The sequence below is a fragment of the Pseudomonas sp. genome (assembly GCF_050739655.1).
GTDB lineage: Bacteria > Pseudomonadota > Gammaproteobacteria > Pseudomonadales > Pseudomonadaceae > Aquipseudomonas.
The window spans coordinates 1-5,440 of record NZ_JBOIBY010000595.1; the positions used below are offsets into that span (position 1 = coordinate 1).

Annotated in this window: 5 protein-coding genes; all 5 read right to left on the reverse strand. The window is 59.8% G+C overall.

Going from position 1 to position 5,440, the window contains the following annotated elements; genetic code table 11:
- Positions 1–118 precede the first annotated feature (118 nt).
- A complete protein-coding gene (locus tag ACRESJ_RS28450) occupies positions 119–1,729 on the reverse strand; it encodes a mechanosensitive ion channel family protein (protein ID WP_431760847.1) in 1,611 nt (536 codons plus the stop codon).
- A 120-nt stretch (positions 1,730–1,849) separates the two neighbouring features.
- Positions 1,850–2,866: a succinylglutamate desuccinylase gene (locus ACRESJ_RS28455; protein WP_431760848.1), complete on the reverse strand. Its 1,017-nt coding sequence runs from the start codon at positions 2,864–2,866 to the stop codon at positions 1,850–1,852.
- A gap of 24 nt (positions 2,867–2,890) precedes the next feature.
- Complete coding sequence (locus tag ACRESJ_RS28460) at positions 2,891–3,868, reverse strand: DMT family transporter (RefSeq protein WP_431760849.1); 978 nt, start codon at positions 3,866–3,868, stop codon at positions 2,891–2,893.
- Positions 3,868–4,566, reverse strand: a complete 699-nt coding sequence (locus ACRESJ_RS28465) for an ABC transporter permease subunit (RefSeq protein WP_431760850.1) — start codon at positions 4,564–4,566, stop codon at positions 3,868–3,870. Before ACRESJ_RS28465 ends, ACRESJ_RS28460 begins: the two co-directional genes overlap by 1 nt.
- Before the next feature lie 18 nt (positions 4,567–4,584).
- Positions 4,585–5,298: an ABC transporter permease gene (locus ACRESJ_RS28470; RefSeq protein WP_431760851.1), complete on the reverse strand. Its 714-nt coding sequence runs from the start codon at positions 5,296–5,298 to the stop codon at positions 4,585–4,587.
- Positions 5,299–5,440: the final 142 nt, after the last annotated feature.

Sequence of the window (5,440 nt, forward strand, 5' to 3'; positions counted from 1 at the left end):
GTTCATGGGTCGACCACTAGATCCATGGACACCACAAAACCCTGTGGGAGCGTGGCTTGCCCGCGAAAGCGGTGAGTCAGACGCCATGGATGTTGAATGTATCCCCGTCCAGGCGTCTTCAAGTCTCCTTCGGCTCTTGCGCCGGTGCCGTGTACCACTTCTCCTTCGGCACCCGCTTCTCTTCGTTTGGATCCCCCAGATAGTGCGGCGACATGATCTGCACGCCGTACTCGTTGAAAACGTCCTGGATGTTCGCATGCAGCATGCTTAGCAGCACCGCGCGCGGCCGAGGCTGGCTTGGAATGGCCTGGGCCACCAATCGGTATTCGGGGTAAAAATCCGATAATGCTGTCTGGAACACCTGGGCCGGTGGCACTTCGAGAATTCCCGGCGTGCGATAGGCGGCTTCCAACAGCATCGCTTCCACCTGACGCCACGGTGTGTCGTAGCCGATGGTCACGACCGTATCCACCACATAGCCAGGGCCTTGGACGGTCCTCGAATAGTTCTTGGTAACGGTGCCAGTGATCATCGAATTGGGCAGGGTCAGCACTTCTCCCAGACCGGTGCGAATGCTCGTGGTAAACATGCCAAGTTCCGTGACCGTGCCTTCGTAGTCGCCAATGCGCACAAACTCGCCGGGGCGTAAGGTTCGGGTGTAGGTCAGGATCAACCCGGCAGCCGCCTGCCCCACGACACTGGTGGCACCGAGGGAAATCATCAGGCCGATCAACACCGAGAGGCCTTTGAACGCATCGGTACCGGCGCCCGGCAAATAGGGATACGCCATCGCCAGCGCAAACAGCCAGATCGCCAGGGACGTCAGGCGCTGGGTCGGTTGCAGGGTTTCATGGTTCAGGCAGCTCAAGGTGCCCGGCATCGCCATGCGCCGCAGTATCCGGCGCATGAAAACCGTTGCGCCACGGGCGATGAAAAAGATCGCCAGCGCCACGCCCAGTCCAGGTATGGCGCCGACGATCCCTTGCAGCAAATAGCCGGCGACTTCCAGCAGGTAGTTGTTGAGGCTTTCACCCCACGGCCGTGTATAGGGGAAACGCGACAGGACAAACCCGAGCCACTCATACGTAAGCAGCAACACCACGGCCCAACGCAGTAATTCCAGTAACCGGCTGACCAGCGGATACAGGTAATGGGCGTCGAACAGCGGAACCCGTCCGACCTTCAGGGCCTGAGTATGCCGATGCATCAGTTCGGGCAGTTTCTTCAGCAGTTTGCGTCGCAGGAAGGACATGCCCAGCAGCAAGCCGATGTAGATGCCGGTAGCAATAAGCGCCGCAACGATGGACCGGATGATCAATCGCAGGTTGCGGGCTTCCTGTGTCTCGGCCACCACCAATCGCAACTTTTCGGCGGCGGCTTGCGCAGCCTGTTGTACCGAGTCGTATTCGGCCTCGTCGAAATCACCGGGCGCAACGATAAAGGCACGCCGGCTGCCCAGCAGCACCATGTAGCTTTTCATGATCGGGTCGAGGGTGACGGTGAGATTGTCCGCGTCATCCAGCACTTCGCTGATCACCGCTTTCGCTCGTTTGGCGCGCGATGCCGGCCCTTCGCCAAGAACGTTTGCGCGAAACATCATGATGCTGCGGTTGGCGATTTTCAGTTCAACGGCAGAGTCAGCGGTGACCGATGATTCTTCGGCCCACAACTGCACCGACCAAAACAGACCGAAAACAACCAACAAGACAGCGAGCAACCTGCTCCGCATGTGTCACTTCCTTACGTCACAGGTTTCAGGTCAGGGGTTCGTATGGCAGCGTAGTTCAGCGATGAACGGTTGTCAGATTTGCCGAACCGTATGCTGACTGACTCCCGCCCCGCTCGCCTGCTAGTTCGGGTCCAGCAACCCCCCGTTCCAGTTGCGCGACTCGCGGGTGCCGGTAAATTTCGCCACCACTGCCCCTTGAGCAATCAGTCGATCACGATAGCGAGTGATCATGCGCCCGGTTTGTTCGGCTACCAGCACCACTTCGGAGGATGGATCACCGGGGCGGCGCAGGATCCGGGCAAAACGCTGGCCCTCCTCTACGAAGTCACCCAGCTCTTTTTCAAAGATCAGCACGCCGGATTGTGGCGCGAGGATGGTCTCCATTTGCGCCATGACCTTGACCTCAACCGGCCAATCACTGGGTGTCAGGGCCTCTTCGATGACCCCGAAACCACATAGCCAGGCATACAGCCCTTCGGCATCCTGTTCGGCCAGGCGGTCGTTGACGTCGCCCTGCCCTCGCAGCTCAAGGGTCGCGGCCATGCGCCCGTGGGTGGTCCCTTTGCGCAGCCACGGCGCAATGATGGTCTCCTCGAAGGAGCCGTCGCCGCCGTCATCCCAGATAATCGCCAGGTCCATTTTCATCGCCACCGCCAGATCATGGCCACGGGGCCAGAAGCTGCGGTGCAGGTAAAGATAGGGAAGCGCTTCGTCATCGGTGTGCAGGTCGAGCATCACGTCTGCACTGGCGGCCAGTTCAACCAGCTGCTTTTGCCATTCCTGGACGTTGGTCGAAGGTCGTTCCATCGCGGCGGACTGGTCAAAACCACGGTTGAAGTTCTGCCCGGTCGCATCGTGGAATCGGCCGAGAATCCGCCCCTGGCGAAACTGGCCAATGCCCAGCGGATTGGCTTGTGGCACCACGGTCACGCTGCCCTTGAGTCGACCCTCGGATTCGGCAATCTGCAGTCGCTGCATCAACAAATGCAGTACCAGCATCCCGGCGATTTCATCGGCATGCACGCCAGCCTGCAGGTGCACGTTCGGCCCACTACCATCACCTTCGAACCGCCAGGCACTGACCTGTACTGCATCGCCGTTGTTGTTATGAACGTTGAACGAAACATCCTGCGCCATACACCTGCCCTCCTGTCGTGTTTATCAGCGATGCTCGACGGCCTCTGGATCGAGGGGTGCTCCTTCACCCTCGCTATCTACCGTTGCTGGATACAGCGGCTGCGACACGGAGCATTCAGCGCCGACGATGTCCTGTGACGAATGCCGGCCAAAAATCATCGCCAGGGTTCCGCTGACCGCAATCAGTCCGGCACCGACCATCAATGACACATCCATCAGCGTGCCCCAGATCAGGCTCGACAACATGAATGCCCAGATCAGCCCGGTGTATTCGAAAGGCGCCAGCACCGTGGCGGTGGCGCGCTGGAAACTGGCAAACAGCAGGAACTGACCGATACCGCCCAGCAGCCCTGCGCCGAGCATGCCCAGCCAGGCCGGCGTCGGTGACGGCGTGTGATTCCAGGGCAACGCCACCGCCATGCAAATGACAAACACCACATTGGTGATCAGCATCTGTTCCAGCACGGAAGTCTGGTCATCCACCTGGCGCAACTGGATGTAGGTGACCGCCCAGCACATCGCCGCCAGCAACGTCAGGACAATCGGCACCGGGTCGGCCAGGTTGTTGGGGCGACAGGCGATGATCACGCCGACAAAACCGATGATCAGGGTGAACCACTGCCAACCCGTGACGCGCTCCTTGAGGATCACCGTGGCCAGCACCGTGACCATGATCGGTGCCGAGAAATACAGGGTGGTCATTTCCGCCAGGGTCAGGTCCCGGGCCGCCGTGTAATACAGCAGCCAGGCCGCAATCGACAGCAATCCGCGCACCACCAGCAAACGCCGACTGGGCGAGCGCCACGCACGACGGATCAGTTGCGTTCGGCCCACCAGCAAGCAGGCGACCACCACGACGAACGCACGCCAGAACAAAATCGTGACCACCGAATAATCGGCCACCAGCCACTTGATCCCGGCGTCCTGCAAAGACAGGAACGCATAGCCCAGGGTGCACAGGCCAATGCCTTGCAACGAGCGGTCAACCTTTGGCTTTTTCATCATGCGGACCTGCGTACCGGGGTTCCCCGACGCTCAACAAAGGCGAACAAGGCCTCGATCAGGAATGTCAGGCAGACGTAGACACCGGCCACCAGCAACAACGGTTCATACACTTGCAAGGTCTGGGCGCGGACCACGTTCGCCGCGCCCAGCAAATCGATTACCGCAATGGTCGAGGCCAGCGCCGTGGACTTGAGCAACATCACGGTTTCCCCGGCCAGGGTCGGTAACAACAAGCGCAGCGCCCGAGGCAGACGCACGCGCAACAAAGACTGACGTGCCGTCATGCCAAACGCTGAGGCCGCTTCCATCTCACCCTTGGGCACCGCCAGCAGGCCGCTGCGAATCACTTCCCCGACATAGGCCCCCACCGATACCACCAGGGCGAACACGATGTACCAGTAGCCGTCGCGCAGATAAGGCCAGAGGAAACTGCCGCGAATCAGCGGAAACTGCGCGAACAGGCTGCCCAGGCCGTAGTAGAAGATGTAGATCTGGATCAGCAACGGCGTGCCTCGGGTCACGCTGGTGTAAAACAGGCTGAGCTTGGCGATCACGGTGTTTTTCGAGATCCGCGCCAAGGCCACCAGAATCGCCAGTGCGTAACCCAGCACACTGGAAATCAACAGAATGGCGATGGTCGTTTGCAGGCCCCTGAACAACAGCGATGCGTATTCAACTGTCCACGCTGGAATCATTTCATTTACTCAGCCGGTTTAGTCAACAAGAGGCATCCAGCGACGAATGCGTCGCTCAAGCCGTCCCGACAGGTAGTTGGACACCAGCGTCACCGCGTAATACAGCGCCGCGGCCGTGAGGTAGAACAACAGATAGTGACGCGTCGAACCCGCCGCTTGCTTGGCGGTGTACAACAACTCATTGGTGCCGACCACGCTGATCAGGGCGCTGTCCTTGATCAGGTTGATCCAAAGGTTGGCCATGCCTGCCATGGCATACGGCGCCATGATCGGCAGCGTCACCCGACGGAACAGGCCCACGCCATGCAAGCCGAAGGCCTTGCCTGCTTCGATCTGGCCATAGGGAATGGCCTGGATCGCCGCGCGAAAAATCTCCGAGGCGTAGGCGCCCTGCACCAGCCCCAATACCACGATGGCCGCCAATGGGCCGCTGACATTCACCACCTCGTAACCGAGCGATGTCATCAGCGAATTGAGCAGCATGGACCCGACGTAGTACAGCAACAGGATCAGCAACAGCTCAGGGACGGCACGGAACAAGGTGGTGTAACCGCGCGCCACGGCGGCGATCGGTTTTGGCGCGCCCAACTTCAGGCACGCCACCACCAGACCGATGGCCAGCCCGAGTACAAAGGCCCCGGCCGAGATCTGCAGGGTCATCCACAGCCCTTTGAGCAGCGCTCCACCCCATCCGTGCTCGCCGAAATTGATCAAATCGAACATTGCTGGCATTTCAGTCTCCAGAAACGACCTTCAAAACACTGCGTAACCCTGTAGGAGCGAGGCTTGCCCTAATGCCGGTCAGCTAAGGCATTTGTAGGAGCGAGCTTGCTCGCGAAAAATTTCAGGACGCCGCGTTCATTCAGAATTTCCG